The sequence below is a fragment of the Nocardia sp. CA-129566 genome (assembly GCF_050956075.1).
Taxonomy (GTDB): Bacteria; Actinomycetota; Actinomycetes; order Mycobacteriales; family Mycobacteriaceae; genus Nocardia.
Genome location: NZ_CP192085.1, coordinates 5,475,531 through 5,498,138, shown reverse-complemented (window position 1 = coordinate 5,498,138; position 22,608 = coordinate 5,475,531). Strand labels below are relative to the sequence as shown.

The 22,608-nt window shown below is 65.5% G+C and carries 25 protein-coding genes and 1 pseudogene; 13 read left to right on the top strand and 13 right to left on the bottom strand.

What is annotated here, in order from left to right; translation table 11 throughout:
- Positions 1-3: 3 nt before the first annotated feature.
- Positions 4-261, bottom strand: coding sequence for a hypothetical protein (locus ACQP0C_RS23835; RefSeq protein WP_433723241.1), 258 nt, complete (start codon positions 259-261; stop codon positions 4-6).
- Complete coding sequence (locus tag ACQP0C_RS23830) at positions 258-845, bottom strand: alpha/beta fold hydrolase (RefSeq protein ID WP_433723239.1); 588 nt, start codon at positions 843-845, stop codon at positions 258-260. Before ACQP0C_RS23830 ends, ACQP0C_RS23835 begins: the two co-directional genes overlap by 4 nt.
- 62 nt (positions 846-907) lie before the next feature.
- Between ACQP0C_RS23830 and ACQP0C_RS23825 the strand changes: the two genes are divergently transcribed.
- Complete coding sequence (locus ACQP0C_RS23825; protein WP_433723237.1) at positions 908-1,522, top strand: TetR/AcrR family transcriptional regulator; 615 nt, start codon at positions 908-910, stop codon at positions 1,520-1,522.
- On the opposite strand, the gene ACQP0C_RS23820 is transcribed toward ACQP0C_RS23825, so the two are convergent.
- The 3 genes from ACQP0C_RS23820 to ACQP0C_RS23810 form a co-directional block, all read right to left on the bottom strand.
- Positions 1,523-2,050: an NUDIX hydrolase gene (locus ACQP0C_RS23820; protein WP_433723235.1), complete on the bottom strand. Its 528-nt coding sequence runs from the start codon at positions 2,048-2,050 to the stop codon at positions 1,523-1,525.
- Positions 2,051-2,069: 19 nt separating this feature from the next.
- Positions 2,070-2,786: a hypothetical protein gene (locus tag ACQP0C_RS23815; protein WP_433723233.1), complete on the bottom strand. Its 717-nt coding sequence runs from the start codon at positions 2,784-2,786 to the stop codon at positions 2,070-2,072.
- A gap of 228 nt (positions 2,787-3,014) precedes the next feature.
- Positions 3,015-4,226 carry a DUF418 domain-containing protein gene (locus ACQP0C_RS23810; protein WP_433723231.1) on the bottom strand — a complete coding sequence of 404 codons (1,212 nt, stop codon included), beginning with the start codon at positions 4,224-4,226 and terminating at the stop codon, positions 3,015-3,017.
- Positions 4,227-4,365: 139 nt separating this feature from the next.
- On the opposite strand from ACQP0C_RS23810, the gene dop reads away from it, so the two are divergent.
- From dop to pafA, 5 genes are all read left to right on the top strand, one after another.
- Positions 4,366-5,865 carry a depupylase/deamidase Dop gene (gene dop / locus ACQP0C_RS23805; protein WP_433678138.1) on the top strand — a complete coding sequence of 500 codons (1,500 nt, stop codon included), beginning with the start codon at positions 4,366-4,368 and terminating at the stop codon, positions 5,863-5,865.
- Positions 5,866-6,214: 349 nt separating this feature from the next.
- Positions 6,215-6,409 carry a ubiquitin-like protein Pup gene (locus ACQP0C_RS23800; RefSeq protein WP_014351559.1) on the top strand — a complete coding sequence of 65 codons (195 nt, stop codon included), beginning with the start codon at positions 6,215-6,217 and terminating at the stop codon, positions 6,407-6,409.
- Complete coding sequence (gene prcB, locus ACQP0C_RS23795) at positions 6,406-7,287, top strand: proteasome subunit beta (RefSeq protein ID WP_433723229.1); 882 nt, start codon at positions 6,406-6,408, stop codon at positions 7,285-7,287. The genes ACQP0C_RS23800 and prcB overlap by 4 nt, the downstream gene beginning before the upstream one ends.
- The gene (prcA, locus tag ACQP0C_RS23790; RefSeq protein WP_433723227.1) at positions 7,284-8,078 is read left to right on the top strand and encodes a proteasome subunit alpha; all 795 of its coding nucleotides are present in this window, start codon (positions 7,284-7,286) and stop codon (positions 8,076-8,078) included. The genes prcB and prcA overlap by 4 nt, the downstream gene beginning before the upstream one ends.
- A 175-nt stretch (positions 8,079-8,253) precedes the next feature.
- On the top strand, positions 8,254-9,612 hold the full coding sequence (gene pafA, locus ACQP0C_RS23785) for a Pup--protein ligase (RefSeq protein WP_433723225.1): 1,359 nt from the start codon (positions 8,254-8,256) through the stop codon (positions 9,610-9,612).
- Between the two features lie 39 nt (positions 9,613-9,651).
- On the opposite strand, the gene ACQP0C_RS23780 is transcribed toward pafA, so the two are convergent.
- Positions 9,652-9,948: a thiamine-binding protein gene (locus ACQP0C_RS23780; RefSeq protein ID WP_433723223.1), complete on the bottom strand. Its 297-nt coding sequence runs from the start codon at positions 9,946-9,948 to the stop codon at positions 9,652-9,654.
- An 88-nt stretch (positions 9,949-10,036) separates the two neighbouring features.
- Between ACQP0C_RS23780 and ACQP0C_RS23775 the strand changes: the two genes are divergently transcribed.
- Genes ACQP0C_RS23775 through ACQP0C_RS23765 form a run of 3 tightly spaced genes read left to right on the top strand, consistent with a single transcriptional unit; the run spans position 10,037 to position 13,080 of the window.
- The gene (locus tag ACQP0C_RS23775; RefSeq protein WP_433723221.1) at positions 10,037-11,032 is read left to right on the top strand and encodes a helix-turn-helix transcriptional regulator; all 996 of its coding nucleotides are present in this window, start codon (positions 10,037-10,039) and stop codon (positions 11,030-11,032) included.
- Positions 11,029-12,015, top strand: coding sequence for a helix-turn-helix transcriptional regulator (locus ACQP0C_RS23770; protein ID WP_433723219.1), 987 nt, complete (start codon positions 11,029-11,031; stop codon positions 12,013-12,015). Before ACQP0C_RS23775 ends, ACQP0C_RS23770 begins: the two co-directional genes overlap by 4 nt.
- 30 nt (positions 12,016-12,045) lie before the next feature.
- Positions 12,046-13,080 (top strand): 2-dehydropantoate 2-reductase, encoded by a 1,035-nt coding sequence (locus tag ACQP0C_RS23765; RefSeq protein ID WP_433734634.1) that lies wholly within the window; start codon positions 12,046-12,048, stop codon positions 13,078-13,080.
- Positions 13,081-13,593: 513 nt separating this feature from the next.
- On the opposite strand, the gene ACQP0C_RS23760 is transcribed toward ACQP0C_RS23765, so the two are convergent.
- The 7 genes and pseudogenes from ACQP0C_RS23760 to ACQP0C_RS23730 all read right to left on the bottom strand — a co-directional run bounded on the left by ACQP0C_RS23760 (position 13,594) and on the right by ACQP0C_RS23730 (position 18,183).
- Positions 13,594-13,782, bottom strand: coding sequence for a hypothetical protein (locus tag ACQP0C_RS23760; RefSeq protein ID WP_433734833.1), 189 nt, complete (start codon positions 13,780-13,782; stop codon positions 13,594-13,596).
- Positions 13,783-14,029: 247 nt separating this feature from the next.
- Positions 14,030-14,284, bottom strand: a pseudogene (locus ACQP0C_RS23755) (transposase); the annotation flags it as partial.
- Positions 14,285-14,301: 17 nt separating this feature from the next.
- Positions 14,302-14,739, bottom strand: coding sequence for an IS5 family transposase (locus ACQP0C_RS23750; RefSeq protein WP_433723217.1), 438 nt, complete (start codon positions 14,737-14,739; stop codon positions 14,302-14,304).
- Between the two features lie 204 nt (positions 14,740-14,943).
- Complete coding sequence (locus tag ACQP0C_RS23745) at positions 14,944-15,180, bottom strand: hypothetical protein (RefSeq protein WP_433723215.1); 237 nt, start codon at positions 15,178-15,180, stop codon at positions 14,944-14,946.
- 210 nt (positions 15,181-15,390) lie between these two features.
- On the bottom strand, positions 15,391-15,609 hold the full coding sequence (locus ACQP0C_RS23740) for a hypothetical protein (RefSeq protein ID WP_433723213.1): 219 nt from the start codon (positions 15,607-15,609) through the stop codon (positions 15,391-15,393).
- 483 nt (positions 15,610-16,092) lie between these two features.
- Positions 16,093-16,845, bottom strand: a complete 753-nt coding sequence (locus ACQP0C_RS23735; RefSeq protein ID WP_433723211.1) for a hypothetical protein — start codon at positions 16,843-16,845, stop codon at positions 16,093-16,095.
- A gap of 408 nt (positions 16,846-17,253) precedes the next feature.
- Entirely contained in the window at positions 17,254-18,183 is a 930-nt protein-coding gene (locus ACQP0C_RS23730; RefSeq protein WP_433723209.1) for an NADP-dependent oxidoreductase, read from the bottom strand.
- Positions 18,184-18,422: 239 nt separating this feature from the next.
- Between ACQP0C_RS23730 and ACQP0C_RS23725 the strand changes: the two genes are divergently transcribed.
- From ACQP0C_RS23725 to ACQP0C_RS23710, 4 genes are all read left to right on the top strand, one after another.
- A complete protein-coding gene (locus tag ACQP0C_RS23725; protein WP_433723207.1) occupies positions 18,423-19,193 on the top strand; it encodes an AraC family transcriptional regulator in 771 nt (256 codons plus the stop codon).
- A 94-nt stretch (positions 19,194-19,287) separates the two neighbouring features.
- Positions 19,288-20,871 carry an AMP-binding protein gene (locus tag ACQP0C_RS23720; protein WP_433723205.1) on the top strand — a complete coding sequence of 528 codons (1,584 nt, stop codon included), beginning with the start codon at positions 19,288-19,290 and terminating at the stop codon, positions 20,869-20,871.
- A gap of 46 nt (positions 20,872-20,917) precedes the next feature.
- Positions 20,918-21,802, top strand: coding sequence for an amidohydrolase family protein (locus tag ACQP0C_RS23715; protein ID WP_433723203.1), 885 nt, complete (start codon positions 20,918-20,920; stop codon positions 21,800-21,802).
- A complete protein-coding gene (locus ACQP0C_RS23710; protein WP_433723201.1) occupies positions 21,802-22,605 on the top strand; it encodes an SDR family oxidoreductase in 804 nt (267 codons plus the stop codon). Before ACQP0C_RS23715 ends, ACQP0C_RS23710 begins: the two co-directional genes overlap by 1 nt.
- The last annotated feature ends 3 nt before the right edge of the window (positions 22,606-22,608 follow it).

The following is a 22,608-nucleotide window of genomic DNA, read 5'->3' as shown; positions in this document are numbered from 1 at the left end:
TCGTCATCGCATCAGCCACCCCGCGCAGCGACGGGTGAGAAACGGCATGACGACCCACACCATGGCCGCGACGGCGATCGGCACGATGATCGCCAACCGTAGCGGCGGTGCCAGCGGTTCGAGCAGTGGGCCGGTAGCCGTCACCAGAATGGTGAGCAGTGGGTAGATCCCGACTACCGTCAGCAGCCACAATTTCCATTTGACCGGACCCGCGGAATGCGTAGCAGGACCGGGGTTTTCGTCGGTCTGGTGCTGAGTCATCGGGTGGCCGCCAGGATGTCGTCGACCAACCGAACGGCCTCGGGCAATTCGATGTGATCGTCGGGATCGTTGCCCAGGTGGCTACCGGTGGCGGTGAGCACCGCGGTGGCTTCCAATCCGCGGACCAGCAGTCCGACATGTGCGACGGGATCGGGGACGTTGACCGGATCGTCGGCGGCCGCCAGCACTCGGAACTCGCGCGCCGCGCCGCGGATGCGCGCCCAGTCGAACGGTCCGTCGAAGAATTCGGCCAGCAAGTCGTAGCCGACCTCGTGCGCGGCGGTGGAGACCAGGAGTACCCCGGCGAACTGCCCGGCCGCGGCGACATCGTGCTGTTCGAGCATCCGCAGCACATTGACGCCGCCGATGCTGTGGCCGACCAGCACGGTATCGGCCGCCGGGCCCGCCGCTGCCGCCGCCTCAGCGAAGTTCTTGCGCCACGAATCCAGCCGGGGCGCTTCGGGTTCGGGCAGATTCGGGATCGTTACCGCATGCCCCTGTGCGGCCAACTCCGCCACGAAGTAGGGGAACCACACACTGTCACCGCGAGCTCCAAGGCCGTGGCTGACGACGATCGCACTCATTGATCACTCAACTCCTAAATCGAAACGCTCCGTAGCGTTTTCTAAACGATACACTGACCGGCATGGCCAAGGGAAGTGACGTGGACGACAGCGTGGCGCCGCGCACCGGCGGGCGGATTCGCAGCCGGTCCGCACGCGATGCGGTGCTGCGGGCGGCGGCCGAGTTGCTGGAGGAACAGGGCTTCGGCAAGGTGACGATCGAAGGTGTCGCGGCTCGATCGGGCGTCGCGAAGAGCACGATCTATCGCTGGTGGAAGTCGAAGGCGACCCTGGTGATGGATGCGCAAGGCGCCGCGGTCACCGCGCGCATGCCGGATCCGGACACCGGATCGGCCGAGCGGGATCTGACCGTCTTCCTCGAGGCGCTGTACGGAGTCGTCAACTATCCGTTGCGCGTCGAGGCTTTGCGCGGGTTGATGGCCCAGGCCCAGCTGGACCCGGACTTCGCCGAGCCGTTCCGGGCCTGGGTGCAGACTCGGCGAGATGTCGTGGTGCGCATACTGAACCGTGGTGTCATGCGCGGTGAGCTCGCCGCCGACCTGGATGTGGAGTATGCGACCGATCTGATCTTCGGGCCGTTCTGGTACCGCTTGCTCGTGGCGCACGCACCGCTGCAGCCGGAGCACGCGTCGGCCGATATCGCCAGGCTGCTCAGTGGATTTCGCGCGCCCGGGTGATCACCTCCGATGGAATTCCATTGCGAGGGCGATCAATTCGGCCATATGGTCGCCGTCGGTTCGGGACCGGCGCATTGCTTCATCGGGCGCGAACGTGCCGACCTCGAGAATGTTCTCCGCATCATCGGGATTGGTCGGCGCGGAATCGAGCACCACATCCGCGGTACACCACAGCCATGCTTTGTGCGGATGCGGTTGCCAAGGATGGTGCGGCGCAGGGCGATCGGTGGTGGCGTGGTGGGCTCCGAACGGGCGCACGGGCCCGATCGGGCGGGCACCGGCCTCCTCCATGAGTTCGCGGCGCACACAGCCGTCGATCGATTCACCCGCTTCCCGGGTGCCGCCGGGCACGATCCAGATATCGCGATCGTCGCGGCACAGCACGATATCGGTGCCGACGAAGCAGATGACATGGATATTGGTGACGAGTTCGTCGGGCGGCAGATCGGTGGAGAATCGGACGTCCAGACCGCCCCATTCCCAGCGAGTCGGTTTGTGCAGCAACGGATATCGGTCGGCTGGCGTCACAGCGTCGACGTTAGCCCACTCACTCGGTTCCCGACTTGCCGATCTGGAAGTGGATGTGGTCGACGGACCGGGTGTCGGGATGGTCGGGATGCAGGATGAAACTCGGATCGCCGATGGTGGATATGGCGCATGCGGGATCGGGGCTGTCGGAGTGGTCCTGCCACTCGCTGGCCGCGAAATCGTAGACGCTGCGGAAGAAATCGGCGACGAACAGATCGCCGTCCGGGTCGCCGAGCGGACTCGCATCGGGTTCGTCGAGTCGGTAGCGCACCCGGGCGCCGCCCGGCCAGCTGCCGCCGGGTGTCACGGCGGTCTCGACCGTGCCCCAATGCGACGCCACGGTGATCCGGCGCGATACGTCGCCGACCGGCATGGTGACCCCGGCGAAATCCATGGCGCGGCCCTGGCCGTGACAGTCGATGCGCGCGATGCCGTCCGGATGCGTTCCGCCGCCGTCCATCTCCAGCGCCGACAGCTCGGTGACGCCGAAGTTGGCGGCGAGGAATCGGCAGAATCGCACCAGCGCCAACGCATTTCGCGGGTCCAGGTGCTTGGGTGTCGCCGGGGTGTTGCCGCGGCGGATGATCACCCCGGCGAGACCGCCGGGTTGGAGTCGCCCACGGTGTGGGTCGAATCCGGCGAATCCGACCATGGCCGGTGATCCCGGCCCATCGAAGCGGATCAGGTCCTCGCTCGCGAGTCGTTCGAGCTCGGCGAAGGCGTGATCCCTACTCATTGCTCGGGCAGGTTCCGACACGACGCACCTCCAATACAACTGAAATCGATACGCCGACCCAGTTCTGGTGACGCTGCGTAAGAATCCGGCACCCGCGCGAAAAGAACACGAGTAGTCCTGTACTCGTGTTCTTCCGGCTCGCACTCGGCCACATGCTGCTGCCATTTCCGGATTTCCGGTACCAGAGCTGCGGTGATACATAGCAGCGCGGCCACATCCGTGGTCGATTCAGCGTTCGCGGGCCAGCGCCCGATAGCTGAGATTCCACATCCACTCGACCGGACCGCGTTCGAACCGGCGCAGCCACAGGTGTGCGGCGGTGCTGATGATCAGCGCGACCGTCAGGTAGATGCCCACCGTGAACGGCACCCTGGCATCGGGGGACACGTGCGCGGCCAGCCCGAAACCCCATCCGTAGCACAGGATCGAAGCGACGAGATTCTGCAGGATGTAGCAGCTCAACGCGGTGCGGCCGACCTCGGTGAGCCGCCTGCCGACGAACCCGACGCGCGGTCGGCGCAGGTAGAACTGCGCGACCGACGCGAGCAGGCCGAAGGCGACGAACGGGGCGCTACCGTACCTGGTCAGCAAGACCAGATCACCGCCGCCGAGCACGCCGACCGCCAGATCGATCGGCGCGGCGACCGCGAAACCGATGATCATGAGTCGGCGGCGCAGGCGTGCGCCCTCCGGCCCGAACACTCCGGCCCGGAACAACCGCGCACCGGCGAGGAACAGCGCGATCGACATCGGGAAGATGAAGATCGGCTCGAAACGGAACATGCCCGCATGTTCCAGCCGGAACAGCACCAGATCCCAGAACGACCCGTCCGCATAGGGATTCGGGTCCAGCGCTTCGCGTCGCGTCGAATCCTGCTGATCGGCGAAGGCCATCGCGATCCCGATGAGGGTGAGCATCGCGATATGGAGGCCCGCCGCGATGACCAGCCAACGACGTTGCGCGCGTTCACTTGTCGCGAGGATGAAGGCGACGACAAGTCCGGTGACCGCATACCCCATCAGCACGTCGAATTCCGCGATGAAGACGAAATTCAGCACACCATCCAGGAACAGCAGTCCGGCCCGCCACGGATAACTCCCGGGCCAGCGCCGCCCACCACGCACCGCGGAACCCTGCTGGATGGCCAGGCCGATGCCGAACATGATGGTGAGCAGCCCGAGGAATTTGCCCTGCGTCACTTGCTGCAGCACCCGCTCGGCCCACATCCAGCCGGTTGCCGACCCGCCCAGTTCGTCGAGGTACCCGACCAGGCCTTCGGCATTGGTGAGAATCCAGATATTGGTGCCGAGCGTGCCCAGGATCGCGATGCCGCGCAGCACGTCCAGGGCGACCAGCCGCGCGGAGGCCGTCGGTGCGGTGGTGCTCGGCTCGTCCGGCTTGTGATAACGCCCGGTGATTTCGACGATCGAATCGGTCATACTCCGAATATCCGGGCCGCCGCGGCCTGCACGTATCCTCCGGAAGTACCACCCTCGGTATGACATTGCGGTCCACCGTCGATCGCCGATGCCGCCGGTCGCCACAGGCGGCAAGCTCGCGTCGCCTAGGCTCGACGGTATGCAGCGCATCATCGGCATCGAGGTCGAATACGGCATATCCACCCCCACCGAGCCGTCCGCCAACCCGATCCTCACCTCCACCCAAGCGGTTCTCGCCTATGCGGCCGCCGAGGGTGTGCCGCGCGCGAAGCGCACGCGCTGGGATTACGAGGTGGAGTCGCCGCTACGCGACGCCCGCGGCTTCGACCTGAGCCGGATGAACGGTCCGGCCCCGGTGATCGACGCCGACGAGGTCGGCGCGGCGAATATGATCCTCACCAACGGCGCCCGGCTCTATGTCGACCACGCACACCCGGAGTACTCCGCCCCCGAGGTCACCGACCCGCTGGAGGCGGTCATCTGGGACAAAGCGGGCGAACGCGTCATGGAGGCGGCCGCGCGGCACGCCTCCAGCGTGCCCGGCGCGCCGCGGCTACAGCTGTACAAGAACAATGTCGACGGCAAGGGCGCCTCCTACGGCACCCACGAGAACTACCTGATGAGCCGCGACACCCCGTTCAACCAGATCATCGTCGGGCTCACCCCGTTCTTCGTCTCACGTCAGGTGATCTGCGGCTCCGGCCGGGTCGGCATCGGCCAGTCCGGTGACCACGCCGGCTTCCAGCTGTCCCAGCGCGCCGACTACATCGAGGTCGAGGTCGGCCTGGAGACCACCCTCAAGCGCGGCATCATCAATACCCGCGACGAACCGCACGCCGACGCGGACAAATATCGCCGCCTGCACGTCATCATCGGCGACGCCAACCTCGCCGAGATGTCGACCTATCTCAAGGTCGGCACCACCGCGCTGGTGCTCGACCTGATCGAGGCCGGCGAGGATCTGTCGGATCTGCAGCTGGCCCGCCCGGTCACCGCGGTACACCAGATCAGCCACGATCCGACCCTGCGCGCGACGGTGGCGCTCACCGACGGCCGTGAACTCACCGGACTGGCGTTGCAGCGCATCTACCTGGACCGGGTGGAGAAGTTCGTGGCCCGCAGCGGTAACGACGACGAGCGCGTCAAGGACATCCTGGAGAACTGGGCAATGGTCCTCGACCTGCTCGAACGCGATCCGATGGAATGTGCAAACCTGCTCGACTGGCCCGCCAAACTGCGTCTGCTCGAGGGTATGCGCAAGCGTGAGGGCCTGAGCTGGGCCGCACCCAAGCTGCACCTGATGGACCTGCAGTACTCCGATGTGCGCCTGGACAAGGGGCTCTACAACCGCCTGGTCGCGCGCGGTTCGATGAAGCGCCTGATCAACGAACAGCAGGTCCTCGACGCGATGACCAAGCCGCCGACCGACACCCGTGCCTACTTCCGCGGCGAATGTCTGCGTCGATTCGGTGCCGATATCGCCGCCGCCAGCTGGGATTCTGTGATCTTCGACCTTGGTGGCGACTCTTTGGTGCGCATCCCGACGCTGGAACCGCGCCGCGGCACCAAGGCACACGTCGGCAAGCTGCTCGACGGGGTGAACACCGCCGCCGAGTTGGTCGAACAGCTGACCACGTAGCGCCGATCGGTGAATACGCCCAGGTAGCAACGACTATCGCGATCGTAGCCACGGCGGAGCGAGTCTTACGAGCGACCCGTTCGCGGCCCGTCTCGCGTCCGAGTCATCGAAGCGCATGCGACGCAGTCGCGAGTCTCGACGGCTCGAACGCGAGACACCGGGAGGCCTCGAACACGCCGCGGCCACGCGGCCAAAGACACAGAACACGCCGCGCCCGCGCGGCCAATAACAGAGCACAGTGTCGGTATGGCTGGGTAGTGTTGAGATACGGGCACGGACATTGCTCATGATCAGGGTCGTGCTCAGAATGGAGCCCTGGTCATGATGAGGACAGAGGAGGTCGGCTGCCATGGCACAAGAGCAGACCAAGCGCGCCGGGGGCGGCGACGAGGACGAGGGTCCGGAGGGCGTAGACGCCGCCGGTCAGGAGCGCCGCGAGAAACTGGCGGAGGACACCGACGACCTGCTCGACGAGATCGATGATGTGCTCGAGGAGAACGCGGAAGACTTCGTTCGCGCGTATGTGCAGAAGGGCGGCCAGTGACAGCAGGTGACCCCTTGCGTCTCCACCCGGGGCACGCCCTCTCGTCGTTCACCGAGCACCTGCGCATGCACGCACCGGAACTGTTGCCGGGCAACCGATTCGGCGCGATCGAGGGTGCCACCCCGATCTCGGGGGGCACAGCTTCCGCTGGCACCGCCGCGAAGGAGCTGGCTCCCCATGGCACCACCATCGTGGCGGTTTCCTTTCGCGGCGGTGTGTTGATCGCCGGTGACCGGCGGGCCACCCAGGGAAACCTGTTGGCCAGCAGGGATATCGAGAAGGTGTACATCACCGACACCTATTCGGCGGCCGGTATCGCGGGCACCGCGGGTATGGCCATCGAGATGGTGCGGTTGTTCGCGGTGGAGTTGGAGTACTACGAGAAGATCGAGGGAGTCTCGCTGACCTTCGACGGCAAGGCCAACAAGCTGTCGAAGATGGTGCGCGACAACCTCCCTGCCGCACTCCAGGGTCTCGCGGTGGTTCCGGTGCTGGTCGGCTACGACCAGCACGCCACCGATCCGGATAAGGCGGGTCGCATCGTGTCCTACGACGTGGTCGGCGGGCGCAGCGAGGAGCGGTTCGGCTATACCGCGGTCGGCTCGGGTTCGATGTTCGCGAAATCGTCGTTGAAGAAGCTGTACGCCAAGGGAATCGATGAGGACCGCGCGTTGCGGATCGCCGTCGAATCGCTGTTCGACGCGGCCGATGACGATACCGCCACCGGCGGACCGGATCTGGTGCGCGGCATCTACCCGACGGCGATCGTGATCAACGATGAGGGCGCCGATGAGGTGACCGAATCGCGGTTGGAGGAGATCACGCGGGCGATCGTCGCCGATCGCGAGGCCGCGGAAGAGGGGAGTGCCTCAGCATGACACTGCCGTATTACGCGTCGGCCGAACAGATCATGCGCGATAAGACCGAACTCGCGCGCAAGGGTATCGCCCGCGGTCGCAGTGTGATCGTGCTGACCTACGACAAGGGTGTGCTGTTCGTCGCGGAGAATCCGTCGGCGACGCTGCACAAGGTGAGTGAGCTGTACGACCGCGTCGGGTTCGCGGCCGTCGGCAAGTACAACGAGTTCGAGGCACTGCGCCGCGGCGGCATCCTGCAGGCCGACCTGAAGGGCTACCAGTACGACCGGCGCGATGTCACCGGTCGCGGACTGGCCAACGCCTACGCGCAGACCCTCGGCACGATCTTCACCGATCAGCTCAAGCCCTACGAGGTCGAGATCTGCGTGGCCGAGGTGGGCTATCCGGAGCAGTCACCGGAATCGGTGCTGTACCGGATCACCTTCGACGGTTCGATCGTGGACGAGCGCGAATACGTGGTGATGGGCGGCACGACCGAGCCGATCATGACCGCGTTGAAGGCGTCCTACAAGACCGGCCTCGACCTGGCCAGCGCCGTCGCCGTGGCGGTGAAGGCCCTGCAGGCCGGAGTGCCCGAGGGGGCCGCGGACAAGGACAAGCGCGTCCTGGGCGTGAGCTCGCTCGAGGTCGCCACCCTGGAGCAGGCTCGGCCGCGACGTGCCTTCCGCCGGGTCGCCGGTCCGACCTTGGAGCAGTTGCTGACCGGCGGTAAGTCGGGCAGCAAGGCCAAGGCGGCGGCAGCGACGGCCGCGGCCGAGGAGCAGTCGAAGGACGCTCCGAAGTCGGAGTAGTCCACCTGGTTCGTGCCACTGCGAAGGCCCTCCCGATTTGTCGGGAGGGCCTTTGTTGTGGGCGATGGTTTTCCGTTGAACGTTTCGCTCACGTGCGAAATTGTTGTGAAGACGTATGCATCGGGGTTGTCCGCAGCCCCACGCGAGTGCATGACATGGCTGTAATGTCGATAGTGTGCAGCGACGAATCATGGGGATCGAGACCGAATTCGGTGTGACGTGCACCTTCCACGGACACCGTCGGCTCAGCCCTGACGAGGTGGCCCGGTATTTGTTCCGCCGGGTAGTTTCCTGGGGCCGTAGCTCTAACGTGTTCCTCCGCAACGGTGCTCGGCTCTACCTCGATGTCGGGTCGCATCCGGAGTACGCCACCGCAGAGTGCGACAACTTGGCGCAGCTGGTCACCCACGACCGGGCCGGCGAGCGCGTGCTGGAGGAATTGCTGATCGACGCCGAACAGCGCCTCGCGGAGGAAGGCATCGGCGGCGATATCTACCTGTTCAAAAACAACACGGACTCTGCGGGCAACTCCTACGGCTGCCACGAGAACTTCCTTGTCGTGCGTGCGGGGGAGTTCTCCCGCATTTCGGACGTATTGCTGCCGTTCCTGGTCACCCGCCAGCTGATCTGCGGCGCGGGCAAGGTGCTGCAGACGCCGAAGGCGGCCACGTTCTGCCTCTCGCAGCGCGCCGAGCACATCTGGGAGGGCGTCTCCTCGGCGACCACCCGCTCGCGGCCCATCATCAATACCCGCGATGAGCCGCACGCGGATGCGGAGAAATACCGCCGCCTGCACGTCATCGTCGGCGATTCGAATATGTCCGAGACCACCACCATGCTCAAGGTCGGCACGGCGGCGCTGGTGCTGGAGATGATCGAGGCGGGCGTCTCGTTCCGCGATTTCGCCCTGGACAACCCGATCCGCGCCATCCGCGAGGTCAGCCACGACCTGACCGGTCGTCGTCCGGTCCGGCTCGCCGGTGGACGCCAGGCCAGCGCGCTCGATATCCAGCGCGAGTACTACGCCCGCGCCGTGGAGCACCTGCGCAATCGGGACCGGGACCCGAACATCGACCAGGTCGTCGACCTGTGGGGCCGCACCCTGGACGCGGTCGAGGCACAGGATTTCGCCAAGGTCGATACCGAGGTGGACTGGGTGATCAAGCGCAAGCTCTTCCAGCGCTACCAGGACCGCTACGGCATGGAGCTGTCCGACCCCAAGATCGCCCAGCTGGATCTGGCCTACCACGACATCAAGCGCGGCCGCGGCGTCTTCGACCTGCTGCAGCGCAAGGGCCTGGCCAAGCGGGTCACCGAGGACGATTCCGTCGACGCCGCCGTGGACACGCCGCCGCAGACCACCCGCGCCAAACTCCGCGGTGACTTCATCACCGCGGCGCAGGAGGCGGGCCGCGACTTCACGGTGGACTGGGTGCATCTGAAGCTCAACGACCAAGCGCAGCGAACGGTGTTGTGCAAGGACCCGTTCCGCTCGGTCGACGAGCGGGTGGATCGCTTGATCGCCTCGATGTAGGCGGTTCGGCCGTAGCCGGACGGGCTGGTACGGGCGCGGCTAGCCCTGCGCCAGATAGCGCTCGACGGTCTCCACCTTCGAGGTGATCGCGCCCGTGACACCCGGGCGGATATCGGCCTTGAGCACGAGACTGCAGCGCGGTGCCACGGCGAGGATGGCGTCGGTGGCGGACTTGACCACCGCCATCACCTCGTCCCATTCGCCCTCGATGGTGGTGAACATGGCGTCGGTGCGGTTCGGCAGGCCGCTGGCTCGCACCACTCGGACCGCTTCGGCGACGGCTCGGCCGACATCCACACCGTCACCCAGTGGTGTCACGGAGAACGCGATGATCATGGGTCCATGATGGCGGCGCGGCAACCGGAATGGGGGGAATCGCGCGCCGACGCGCGGTCGTGGCGGCGGGCCGATTACCCTGTGTCGAGTGGCGATATCCAAGGTCGAGCGGCTGATGAATCTGGTCATCGCGCTGCTGTCGACCCGGCAATTCCTGACCGCGGAGCGGATTCGGGACAGCGTCGCGGGGTACGAGGATTCGGCCAGCGACGAGGCGTTCAGTCGAATGTTCGAGCGGGATAAGAACGAACTGCGTGACCTGGGCATTCCCCTGGAGGTCGGGCAGGTGAGCCGATTTTCGACAGTGGAGGGCTACCGGATCAACCGGGACGCCTATGAGCTGCCCGAGATCGATCTGACCAGTGAGGAAGCGGCGGCGGTCGCGGTGGCGGTGCAAATGTGGGAGTCGCCGGAACTGGCGGCCGCGGCCGAGGGCGCGCTGTTGAAATTGCGCGCGGCGGGGATTCATGTGGAGACCGATGCCGCGGTGGCGTCGGTGCCCGCGGTTCCGGCGCGCACCCGCGGATCGGATGCGGTGCTCGGCAAGCTGCTCGCAGCCATCGACGCCGGTCAGGCGGTGCGCTTCGAGCATCGGGGTGCGATCAACGAGCCCTACGTCATGCGCGATGTCGAGCCCTGGGGTGTGGTGACCCATAACGGCCGCTGGTATCTGGTCGGCCACGACCGGAACCGGGAGGCGGTCCGCAGCTTCCGGCTATCGCGCATCGGCGACGATGTGTCCGCCTATGGCCCGCCGAATGCGGTCGGCAAGCCCGAGGGGGTCGACCTACGGGAGATCGTCGGCACGGTGACCGGCCACGCCCCCGTCACCGGCACCGCGACGGTGTGGGTGGCCGATGGCCACGGACGCGAAATCCGCAGGCTCGGACCGGTACTGGAGCAGCGGTCCATCGGGGGACGCACCGGTGTGGTCGTCGAACTTCCGATCCGGTCCCGAGATTGGTTGGCGCGCTTGATCACCGGGCTCGGACCCGATGCCGTGGTGCTGGCACCGGAGGAACTGCGCGCGGATGTGGTCGAGCGCCTGCGTTCGGTGTTCGACCATACGGAGGTCACGGCATGAGTGAGCGCAGTCGGCTCTCGGTTCGGCTATCGCGGCTGCTGAACATGATTCCGTACTTCATCGCCAATCCGGGCATCAGCGCCGCCGAGGCCGCGGCCGATCTGGGGGTGACGACCAAGCAGTTGATGAGCGATCTCAACCAGCTGTGGATGTGCGGTCTGCCCGGCTATGGTCCCGGCGATCTGATCGACCTGTCGTTCTCCGAGGAGAGCATCGAGGTCACCTTCTCGGCGGGCATCGACCGCCCGCTGCGCCTGACCTCTACCGAGGCGACCGCGCTGTTGGTGGCGCTGCGTTCGATCGTGGATATGCCGGGCATGGTCGATCCGACCGCGGCGCATGCCGCGATCGCCAAACTCGAATCGGCCATTGTCGGCGGCAAGACCGGCGATGACGCCGAATCCCGCTGGCCGGTGCCGCCGTCCCAGGCGCCGGCCGTTGCGACGGTGCGTTCCGCGCTGGCCCGCCAGCGCGCGCTGCGGCTGGTCTACTACTCGGCGAGTCGCGATGTCGTCTCCGAACGTGTCGTCGATCCCATTCGTATTGTCCTCGTGGACGACAACAGCTATCTGCAGGCCTGGTGCAGGCAGGCCGAGGGAGTGCGGCTGTTCCGTTTCGACCGGATCGAGGCGGCCACCGAACTCGACGAGCCAGCCCGTCCGCCGATCCATGCGACCGAGGAGGCCGCGGCCCTGGACCTGTTCCAGGACGATCCCGCGGTTCCATTGGCGCGCTTGCGTATTCGCGGCGACTACGGCTGGGTACTCGACCAGTACCCGATGCATCGGATGGCGGTGCATCCGGACGGCAGCATCGAGTCGACCATGCGTTTCGCGACCCTGGACTGGATGGCGCGGCTGCTGCTCGGCTTCGGTTCCGGTGTCATCGTGCTGGGCCCGCCGGAATTGGTCGCCGCGGTGCGTGAGCGCTCGAATGCCGCCCTTGCCGCCTACGAGGCGGCCGGTTTCCTGGAGACCAGATGAAGGCACGGAAGCTGGATCGGCGTGAGTGACATGATGGTGCCCGCTCGGGTGCTGGTCCTCGGCGCCGGGAGCATCGGTTCGTTCGTCGGCGGGAAGCTCGCGGCGGCCGGGGCCGATGTGACCTTCGTCGGTCGGCAGCGGGCAGTGGACGAGATCAGCGCCTCCGGGCTGCGGCTCACCGATCTCGACGGCGGCGATGTCTCGGTGGCCGGGGATGCGGTCCGGGTCGCGACCACCCCCGAGGATGTCGGATCCGCGGACTTGGTGCTGGTCACGGTGAAGTCGGCGGCGACAGCGGCGGCCGTGCGCGACCTCGATGGCAAGATCCGTCCCGGCACCGTGGTGCTGAGCCTGCAGAACGGGGTCGGCAACGATGCGGTGATCCGCGAGATCCTGCCCACCTGTGTGGTGCTGGCGGGCATGGTGATGTTCAACGTCGTGCACCAGTCCGAGGGCCGATTCCATCGCGGCACCGAGGGCGGGCTCGCGGTGCAGGACGATCCGGCGCTCGACGCGTTCACCGACGTCTTCGCGCGAGCCGGCCTGGCGTTGCGGCGCCATCCGGACCTGCTGCCGGTGCAGTGGGCGAAGCTGCTGCTCAACCTCAACAACCCCATCAACGCGCTGTCGGGCCGACCCTTGCGCGAGGAGTTGGCCGACCGCAATTACCGCCGCTGCCTCGCGCTGACCCAGGGCGAGGCGCTTGCCGCGATGAAGCGGGCGCGAATTCGCCCGGCCCGGCTCACGCCGCTGCCGCCGGAGTTGATGGCCCGGATGCTCACCGTTCCGGACGCGATCTTCCGCCGGATCGCCGCCAAGGTCCTCGCCGTCGACCCGGAAGCCCGCTCGTCCATGGCCGATGACCTCGCGCTCGGGCGCAAGACCGAAGTCTCCTGGTTGTGCGGGGAGATCGTGAGCCTCGGGGCGATGGTCGGACTGCCGACACCGGTGAACCAGCGACTCATCGAACTGATCGTGGCCGCCGAACAGGGCGACCGGCGCACCTGGACCGGACCAGAACTGCTGGACCAGCTGCGCGCGGCGGCTGACACAAGAAGCGACTGATTTCGTGAGCACATGGGTAGCTCCATGTACTCGCATCGAACTAGCTTGCGATTGGTGTGGTTGTCAAGAGCAGATAGCGTTGGATGTAGCTGACCTCATTGGCCTCTGAGCTGCGAATATATTGAAAATCCACGTCATTTCGACTGTGGTATCGATTGCTAGCGTTGAGGTGTGCGGGCGTCGTTGGTTGACGTCAGCCATTAAATGGCGGGATTGATGACAAGTAGCGTCGGCTGTGCAGCAACCGCCGGGGATGTACGAGTGATCGGCTGATTCCGGTGCGCCTGCTCGGCGGCGAAGCTTCCGGACCCGAGCCCCGAGACGGGGTGTTGCCGATACGGGGCCAATAGGGGGCGGATATCAGCGCCGCTTGAGATCGGCCTTCGTTCGTCATAGGGACCCGACGCCGCTGGTGCGCTGTCCGGGTGCACGCGATAGGTGTGTGTGCGAATCAGGTTCGGCGGTAGGTGACGGCCAGTGTGGATGGACGAAGTGTCAGGTTTTCCTCCACATCTAGGCCGTGTTTAAGAAGTGGCCGGTACCAAGCCAGATGTTGATGGCCGCGATGTGGACAGTGGCCAGGTAGCGGACGGCGAGTTTGTCGTATCGGGTTGCCACGGCGCGGTTTTGCTTGAGCTCGTTGATGCCGCATTCGACAGCGTGGCGTTGCTTGTAGAGGCTGTTGCCGAATACGCCGAACATGCGATTGTGCCGTCACACCGCCGTCACAGCGACAGACCAAATCACCTAGCGGCAGGCATGATTGCGCCTCAGCCGTCCACATAGGCACGTGATCTGCGTCACGGCCAAAAACCGCGCCAATTCGGCAACAGCCTCTGTAGGTTTCGGTATCGAACGCTGGCGGGCGGCCACCGTGGGTTCCTCGTCGACGGCGGTGGGCATCCTGGTCGCCGGGGATGGCGATGGTGGCCTTGATGCCCCGCCTGCGCAGGTAGGCGCGGTTGGCGCGGGAGCTGTATGCCTTGTCGGCCAGGACCCGGTCCGGTCGCGTACGGGTCGCCCCGGTCCCGAAGCAGGGAACTGCGATCGCGTCGAGGACGGCCGTGAACTGCGGACTGTCGCCCCACTGTCCCGCAGTGATCAACAGCGACAACGGTTTACGACCCTGCTCACAGGCCAAGTGCAGTTTCGTGGTCCAACCGCCGCGGGAGCGACCCAGGCCGTGGTCGACGGGCTCGACCACAAGCCCGCCCGGCGGTTCTACCTGCAAATCCCCCTTTTACGCGCACCAGCGGCGTGCTGGTGCGCGCGAGCGATCGTGGAGTCCACACTGACCTGCCAAACAATCTCGCCTCCGGCCTCGGCACAGATCTGCAACGCCGACAGGATCGCCGCCCATACCCCGCCTCGCTGCCACGACCGGAACAACCCATACACCGACTGCCAGGGCCCATACCGCTCAGGCACGTCACGCCATGGCGCCCCGACCCTTGTCCGCCACCGGATCCCGTCGATCAGCTGCCGTTTGGCCCACTTCGGCGGGCGCCCGGACTTCCTACCGACGGGAAGCAGCGACTCGATCGCCGCCCACTGCTCATCGGTGAGGTCCGCACGCCTCGCTGCCACTACTCTGGTCACGAGGTCTCCGGTATTCGGTTCGTCTTGGTAAACAAACCATCTACCGGAGACCTCACCCATCTCCCGGCAGCGACACGCCAACACCTAACGCCTACAAGCGATTTCGTGGCAGCGACACCGGCATCAACTCACTTCTTAAACACTCCCTAGCCCGCCCAGCGCCGGTACCCTGACTCACCTCCACCTCCACCGCTACCGCCGTGCACCGGTCGGTGGTGGCCTCGCGGATACGCGGGCGAGACCGGTGGGCATTCGCCCTTGCTGCTACCCGGCCTCGATGGACCTGGCCATGCCGAGGTGGTCGACGATTTCGGTGGCTGTCAAGCGGCGTTGCGTGGTGTGGGTGATCTCGGCGACGCGGCCAGCCGGGCAGGTGGTTTCCGGGCCGGACACGGTGGCGCAGACCGCGCAGTCGGCGACAGTGCCGGTGAGGTGGGCTTGGATGTTGCGGTCGTCGAGTGCGGCGACCAAACCGAACATGCTGAACGGATTAGTGGACATCAAAGTGGGGTTTCTGGTTCGTGGCGTTATGGAGTCTGCCTGCACTGCCGGTTCCCTCGGCGGCCTACTGACGCCGTTGTCCAGCGGGAGCGGGTGACGGCGTTGCCACCGCAGTTGAGCTTGCTGCACGGCAACCATGCTCATCGGATAGGTACCGGGCCCGCAACGGTCATTCGTACGGGCATATGCCTGTTCTCGGTGCGCGGCTACCTACCTGTTGGCGTTCGGGGCAGTGGTGCCGGTGAGGCCGTTGGCGATGAACCAGATCCCGTCGCCGATTTCGGGCGCGCTCGATAGCAGCCAGTGCTGCCAGCCGTCTTCGACGCCCGGTTCTCCCACCACGGTGACCTGGTCGGTGCTGTCGAGTGCCAGCACGTGACCGGTGCCGACGTTGACGATGCGATACACGCCCTCGCTCAATTCAGTCATGCTCCTCGTCCTCACCGTGTGCGCCGCCACATGAGTCATCGCCGAGACGGTCGTGTTGGCCGGTGAGTCAACCCGGCATAATCCGATCCGGGTGGCTGCGCTGGAGTCTGCGGTCTTGACGTTTCGCCACCCCTGAACTGCTTGGCCGCAACTTCATGAATCAGGTTGATCCCGCCGAACCTGGCTGGAGTGTTTCAGCAGTACAGCGGCCTGTCATGCCTTCTCGGAAGGCGTGTTCTCGAATGGGACAGGCCGCCGTCGAATCGGGCTCTGGTGCGCGTTCTACAACCCGGGGCCGAAGCTGCGTGTCCTCAGCGGCGGATGCCGTCGGGCGCATGCCCTTCGGCGAGAGGGTCCGGGGAACGGATTGGGTAATCCCGACACCGTGCCCCCGGCCCGCTCGACTGTGTTTCAGCACATTTCTACGGTTCCCTCGAGGATTCGACGCGCACCGGTCCGTGTCTGAGTGTTTGGCGTTTGGGGCTATGGGTGGGTTACCTCGGTGGCGTGGAGGTTGCGCAGGGTGCCGTCACCGGCCTCGTGTTGGGATGGGTAGAGCAGTTGCACGGCCACGGTCAGGGGTGTGCCGGGCTCGATGGTGTGGGTGTCATCGGGTGTGGTGATGACGACCGATCCGTCGGTGCCGTCCTTGATCACGTTGTACCACTGGCTCTGCTGGGGATTGATGCGGGTTCGTGGCGCGACGTCGAAGCCGATCTCCCACCACACCACCCGCTGGGCGTGGGCGGCCAGGGTGAGTTCGTAGCTGATGACCCACCCTTTCGCGTCCTCGGGCCAGGTCTGGGGCCACTGCCCGACGATCACGGGGGAGACGGTGACAGGAGGCCGATCGATCTCGGTGGTGACCGATCCGGAGTGTCGTTCGGCGGTGTTGGCGCGAGAGGGTGATGTGATGAGGCTGGTGCAGGTGAGCCGGCCCTCGTACTGCGGGTCGATGGTGCCGGTCAGGTTGATGACCGCCTTGCCGCCCTTGGGTAGGTCGATCGGCAGGTGTAGGCCGTCGCGGACCGAACCGGTGCCGCAGACGGCTCCGTTCTCGGCCTGACAGGTCAGTTCCAGGTCGGTCAGCTCTGTTGGGATGGTGGCCTCGAGCACGGCGTCAGGGGCGTCGTTGGGGCCGAGGTTCTGCACGCTGATGGTGTAGGTGATCCGATGTCCCGACTGTGCTGTCTGCGGGCCGCTGATCTCCACGGGCATTTCCGCGGGCAGGGTCACCTTGAGGTTCCTGATCCGGTGGTAGGCGGTCGCGGCGCCACGACCGATGGCCGATCCGCACCGACTCTCCCGGCGACCCGGCCGCCGCCCTGATCAACGCCGCCAAGGGAATGGACCCCGGCACCACTGCCTGCGTGCAAGTCCTCGCCCGCCCGGTCACCATCCGCCCCACCCGGCGCACCAGCAGCCCCGGCGCGGCAGCAGGCGTCGCCCGGTTCCTGCTGGAACTCGCGGGGGAGTTCTTCGGCCTGTTCACGCCGGGCCCGGTACACACCACCGGCACACCGGCGCGGACCAGCCCGAGGTATGGGTCTCGCGATCGGCAGGTGAGCTTGGAACAATCCGCGCAAGACCACGCCGCCGCGAGCGAGACAGTGGGGCCTCGCTCGCGGGGGCCCCACTTCGGAATCAGATGGTGAGGACGACCTTGCCCTGGAGGTGACCGCTCTCGAGCAGCCGGTGTGCGTCGGCGATGCGTTCGAATGGGAAGGTCTCCTGCACGTGGACGCGGAGCTTGCCCTGTTCGACGAGTTCGATGAGGCGTCGCAAGGCGACCGGATCGGGGTCGACAGCGATGCCACTGAAGTGCATGTTGGCCGCCTCGAACCTGGCGATGAGCTCCTTATCTCCCTCGGCAACGGCCGTTACGAGGTGCCCTCCAGGGCGGAGCACTTTGAGCGACCGCTCGGCGGTGTCGCCTCCGAGCGTGTCGAGCACCACGTCGATGTCGCTGACTACCTCGGTAAAGTCGACTGCCGTGTAGTCGATGACCTTGTCGGCGCCGAGCCCCTCGACGAACTCACGTTTGCTCGCACTGGCTGTTGTGGTCACGTGCGCGCCGAGAGATTTCGCGATCTGGATCGCGATGTGGCCGACCCCGCCGCCACCACCATGGACCAGGACGCGGTCGCCCTCGGCCACGCCAGCGAGGTCGACGAGACCCTGCCACGCCGTGAGCCCGACGACCGGCAACGCCGACGCCTCGACGTGTGAGAGCGATGTCGGCTTGTGCGCCAGGTGCAATGCTGGCGCTGCCACGATCTCGGCGTACGCGTTGGCGGCCCGTGGGAACAGCGGCATCCCGAACACCTCATCGCCGGGTCTGAACCGCCACGTCATCGGCGCCTCCTCGACTACGCCGCTGATGTCCCAACCGAGGATGAACGGCGGCTGCCCGAGCAGCGGGAATTCCCCTGCCCGAAGGCGTGGTTCCAGTGGGTTCAGCCCGATCGCCTTGACCCGGACGAGGACCTCGGTCGGAAGGGGTTGAGGCTCGGGCACGTCCACGATGGTGAGGACCTCTGGGCCGCCGATTGTGTGCTGGGTGATGGCTCGCATGACCTCAACAATGAACGTTACGACGCAGGCGTACCACCGGTGTCACGCCAGAATATTCCGATAACCCGCCAACGCTGTCGGTGGCGACCTGTGGAATTCTCGGGTCGTGACGGGCCCGAGCCCGCATCGCTGGCTACGCCCGTGTAACGACCTCAACCTCGGCCGACCCTAGATGGTCCATGCCCAGAGACGTGTGGAAGCGGACTAGGGCGTGGGCTGGCGGACTAGGGTGAGTGCAAATGACCGAACTCATCCCCGAGCCAGTGTTCTGGACCGACGATTCGCCGGTCTGCGAGCCGCTGGCCCATGGCGAGGCCATCGCTGCGCACTTCCATGACTTCGGCCAGCTCAGGTATGCCGCCTCCGGAGCGCTGGTCACTACGACCCAGGCCGGCACATGGGTGGCGCCAGCGAACCGCATTACCTGGGTGCCACCTTTCCATGTACACAGCAGTCGCTCATATGGAGAGACGGATGTTCGAGTGCTCCGGGTTCCGGCGGCACTGGCCGAGCAACTGCCGGCTGAACCGTCAGTGTTCGTGGCCAGTGCGCTGATGCGCGAGGCCTACCTGGCGATGATCAGCGACCACGACCCAGTCGACAGCCACCGCTCCCATCTGCTGCTCGAGGTCGTCATCACGGAACTCGCTCGCGCCCCACAGGAATCAATGCGCCTCCCGGAGCCGAACGACTCTCGCCTCAAGGCCGTTACCGACCTGCTGCACGCCGATCCGGCCAGCCCGGCGACACTGGCGGAGCTGGGGCACAGAACCGGCTCGAGTGAACGAACCCTAAGCCGTCTGTTCAGCAGCGAACTGTCGATGAGCTTTCACCAGTGGCGCACGCTGCTGCGTGTCCAGCGGGCACTGCTCGAACTCTGCGATGGCTCCTCGGTGACCGATACCGCAATACGACTGGGCTGGGCGAACCCAACCAGCTTCATCGAAGCCTTCACCGATCTCGTCGGCCAGACACCCGGCCGCTACCGCTCGGCAGCGCGCAGTTCGTGACTGAGGCCACCTTGGCGGGTTAGCGGTAATTTCTGGCGGAATGGCGGTGGTACGTCCTTCGTGAAACTCCGATTGTGGAGTGATGTCTCATCCCGTGACCGCGCAGAGCGCCTCAGCTACGGCAATTGCTTCACCTGTCTCGGCCGGCGTGACGCTGGGCGACCTGATCGTGCAGGCACTGACTCGGCACAGCGCGTCTGAAGCCTTCGTCGCCGGTGACCGGCGTCTGACGTATGCACAGGTCAAAGATCTCGTCTCGCAGTACATGAGTGCGCTGGCCCGTCGAGGGGTAGGGCTCGGAGTGGGCGTCACGATGCTCAGTCCGAACATGCCCGAGTCATGGATTGTCCAGGCTGCGACCTACCTCTTGGGTGGGCGCTTCACCGGCCTTCAAGCCTTGTCGTCGGTCGAGGATCACATCCTCGTCTGCGAGGATGCGGAGGCCACGGTGTTGGTCGTTACCGCTGCTCTCGAGGAGCACGGGCGCCAGGTCCTCGCCGAGGCCGACTCGCTGAGACACCTGATGGTGATCCCGGCTGCAGGTGGTCTGCCTGGGGGCGAGTCTTACGCAACTCGACCTCTTGATGCTGGTCCAGCAACAGAGACGGACGTCGCATGGCTGCAGTACACCGGGGGGACGACCGGGCGACCCAAGGGGGTGATGCAGCCTCATCGGTCGATGGTGCAGATGGTCTACACGCAGATGGCCGACTTCGAACAGCCGCACTTGCCGCGGTACTTGGCCTCGGCTCCGCTGACCCATGCCACGGGGCTCGGTGTCATCCCAACGCTACTTCGTGGCGGCACCGTCGTGATCGAGCAGGGCTTCGAGCCCAGCCGATTCCTCGACATCATCGAGGCGGAGCGCATCAACTGCATCAGCGGCCTTCCGACGATGATCTACACGCTGCTGGACCATGAGCGCCCTGAGACCAGAGACCTGTCCAGCCTCGAGGTGATTTGGTATGCGACCGGGCCGATGTCTCCGGTGCGCCTGGCAGAGGCTCGTGAGCGGATCGGTCCGGTCTTTTCCCAGATATACGGGCAGACGGAGTCCACCGGCATCGGGACGGTCCTGCCCAAGGCTGCGCATGAGACCACGAGCCTGGAGCGGCTTGCCTCCTGTGGCCGTGCTGTGGTCGGGAACCGCATCAGACTGATCGACGACGACGGTCATGACGTTCCCTTGGGCGAGGTTGGCGAGATCGCGATGCGGAACCGCGGAGTGATGCTCGGCTATAGGAACCTTCCCGAGGAGACCGCGGCAGCGCTCGGGGGCGGCTGGTTGCACACGGGAGACTTGGCCCGTCAGGACGCCGACGGCCTGCTATACATCGTCGACCGCAAGAAGGACATGATCATCTCCGGCGGCTTCAACATCTACGCGAGCGAAGTCGAGGCCGCCCTGACAGGGCACCCTTCGGTCGGCTCGGCGGCGGTGATCGGGGTGCCCGACAACAAGTGGGGCGAGATCGTCGCCGCGTTCGTGGTCGCGCGCCCCGGACAGAACGTCGATGTCCTGGCTCTCCAGTCATTCGTGAAGCAGGTCAAGGGCTCGATGTATTCGCCCAAGAAGGTCGTGGTCGTGGACTCGCTTCCCCAGACAGCGGTCGGAAAGGTGGACAAGAAGGCGCTACGCGCACCCTATTGGGGCGACTCGACGCGCAATGTCCACTGATCGTCCCTACCTCGTTCCAGCAACCATTCACGAAAGGTATTCAGCGTTGAACGCACCGCCACCCCGACTAATCGACTTTCACTCCCACTGGGGCACCGAGCAAGGCTGGAAAGGGAGCCCGTACGCGACCGCCGAGGACCGAGAGGCCCTGCAGGGCTACTTCAAGTGGGGCATGAGCTTCGTCAGTGATGAAGAGCAGGCGGCGCAGTTCCGCCGGGCCAACGCCAGGGTGATGCTCGACTTCGCGTTCACCTACAAGATGGATGCCGGTGCGCTACGAGACCAGCATGACTACGCGTTCGACTTCGCTCGCAAACATCCCGATGTCGTACTCGGCAACTGGATTGGCATCGATCCCACGCGACCAGATCATGTCAAAGAACTTGAGCGCTGCCTGAGTGAGGGGCCGGGGCTGACCGGGCTGACGGTTCACTCGTTCACTCCGGCTGGCACGCCGGACCAGCCGGGGTGGGAGAAGTGCCTGAATCTATGCATCGAGGCCAACCGCCCGGTTTTGGTCCATGTCGGCATGTCGGCCACTGGCGCTGGCACCCGTGGAGGCATGGGCATCACACTCGAGGGCTGCCACCCCCGGTACGTCGACCGCGTCGCAGCCAGGTATCCCGATCTCAACGTGATCGCGGCTCGGGTGGCGTGGCCATGGCAGTCGGAGATGATCGCCGTCGCACTCCACAAGGCGAACGTCTGGATGGAGCTCCACGGTTGGTCTCCGCGTTACTTCTCCGACGAACTCAAGCGCGAGATCGGGAAGCGGCTCCGCAAACGGGTGTTCTTCGGAGCCGACTACCCGATGCTCAGCCACGAGCGACTGGTGCAGGAGTGGCGTGAGCAAGGCTTCTCCTCGGACGTCCTGGACGACGTTTTCTCGGGTAACGCCGAATCATTCCTTACATCGATTGGAGTTGAGTGATGGATCTGGGACTGACCGGAAAGGTAGCCATTGTCGGCGGTGGCAGCGATGGCTTGGGCTTCGCGATCGCTGATCGGCTTTTGAGTGAAGGTGCTTGTGTCACGATCTTCGCGCGTCGCGCAGAGAAGATCGCAGCCGCCGCAAAAGAACTTGCCAGCAAACACGGAGAGGAGCATGTCCTCGGGCTCGCCGCCGATTGCTCGGTCGACGCCGACATCGAGCGTGTCACGACCTCGACGCTGGAGCGGTTCGGCCCAGCTGTCCACGTCCTGGTCACCAACGACGGTGGACCGCCGATCCGCCGAATCTCGGAGCTCACCGACGACGTTTGGCTGAAGGCCTTCGAGCGCCACTTCTTCTACGTGGTCAGATCCGTGCGAGCGACACTGCCGCACATGACAACTGAAGGTGGCAGCATCCTCAACGTGGTCTCCGGGGTCGCTCAGCGTCCGGCCATCGGTATGGCAGCCCCAGCCACAGTGTGGTCGGCCGTGATCGGCTACGCCCAGACCCTCGCCCTGGAAATCGGGCAGCACAACATCAACGTCAACACGCTGCTGACTGGGTACTTCGACACGCCGCTTATCGCCAAGACAATCGAGCGACAGCCGGAACTCTCCAAGGCTCGTCTGGGAAGCGGGCTACCGATGGGACGCATCGGGGATCCCCGTGAGTTCGCCGACCTGGTCAGTGCGCTCGTGTCACCACATCTGAGATTTGTGACCGGTGCGGTGGTCCCGGTCGACGGCGGGGCCAGTATCGGGATGGGCGCAAGCTTCGATTCCGCGTCCGCCTCGAAGTGATTG